This is a genomic window from Peribacillus sp. P4_C12 (assembly GCF_056402095.1).
Window position 1 is genome coordinate 1 of the sequence record NZ_JBFUIB010000770.1, and the last position, 1,393, is coordinate 1,393.

Consider the following 1,393-nt stretch of genomic DNA (forward strand, 5'->3'; position numbering starts at 1 on the left):
GTTACTTACTCTTCTTGGTCCTTCTGGATGTGGAAAGTCGACAACCTTAAATCTTATTGCAGGTTTTCTCGATGCAGATCAAGGTGAGGTTTATATTAAAGGGAACAATGTAACAAAGGTTCCGCCATATAAGAGAGATTTAGGTATGGTTTTTCAAACTTATTCCCTTTTTCCTCATATGACAGTCTATGAAAATCTCAGCTTTGGATTGAAGTTGCGAAAAGTAGGTAAAGCTGAACAAAAAAAGAAAATAAGTAAAGCACTTGAATTAGTAAAAATGTCAGGATTGGAAAATCGTTATCCGAGAGAATTATCAGGAGGGCAACGTCAACGTGTAGCTATTTCCAGGGCACYTGTAGTTGAGCCAGAACTCCTTTTACTTGATGAGCCGCTTTCAAATCTTGACGCTAAGTTACGCCATGAGCTAAGAGCAGAGATTAAACGTTTACAAAAGGAAATTGGGGTAACAACTATTTTTGTAACACATGATCAAGAAGAAGCGCTATCAATGTCAGATCGAGTAGTGGTTATGAATGCAGGGAAAATCGAACAAATCAGTACTCCAACTGATATTTACAATCATCCTAAGACAGAATTCGTCTTTCAATTTATTGGAAAGTCAAATTGTTTTGAAGGTAAAGTTTCAGAAGTGGATAAGCGGAGAATTTCAGTCAAAATAGGTGATGATATCACTCATGTTGATGCAGATAATATCATGGGAAATGATAGCAATTTGAAAGCTGGGGATGAGGTGAAGATGTATATTAGACCCGAAAAGGTACAAATTGTTTCTGCAGAAGAAACCGCTTTATCACTTTTTGATTATCATAAAGCCAAGATTAGTCAAATTAATTATCTTGGTACGTCATGGGAAATTAATGTTTTATTACAAGGGAAAAGTGTTCAAGTTTTGACTTCTTCTTTTAATTCTTCATGGCAAAATGGGAGTGAGGTGTATATCGGATGGAGCCCATCAGAAGTTATGCTAGTCAAGAAATAGAAAAGGATATGAATCCAATAGAGCCACAAAAAGAACCTAAATTCAAAAAAAGAAAAGTTTGGATACCTGGACTACTCCTTTTAACACCTATTTTATTATTTATCTTTGGTTTCTTTGTCATTCCAATGCTATACATTCTATATTTAAGCTTTATTTCAACTGATAATCTTGGTGGGGCAGATGCAGTATATAGCTTGAAAAACTATACACAAATATTTACGGATAGTTACTATTTGTCTTCTTTATGGTTGACAGTGAAAATCAGTTTATATTCGGTTTTAGTTTCTCTATTTCTAGGTTATCCAGTAGCAATGACAATGGCAAAAAGTTCACCACGAGTTAGAGGGTACATCACTCTCTTGATCGTGTCACCACTTTTAGTAAGTATAGTGG

General features: G+C 35.2%; 1 protein-coding gene and 1 pseudogene. Both read left to right on the top strand.

Annotated elements, in window-relative coordinates; all coding sequences use genetic code 11:
- Positions 1–1,000 (top strand): ABC transporter ATP-binding protein (locus tag AC1DUW_RS28825; RefSeq protein ID WP_477644187.1); only part of this gene is annotated, 1,000 nt, incomplete at its 5' end.
- A pseudogene (locus tag AC1DUW_RS28830) lies at positions 964–1,393 on the top strand (ABC transporter permease); the annotation flags it as partial. The gene AC1DUW_RS28825 and the pseudogene AC1DUW_RS28830, both read left to right, overlap by 37 nt.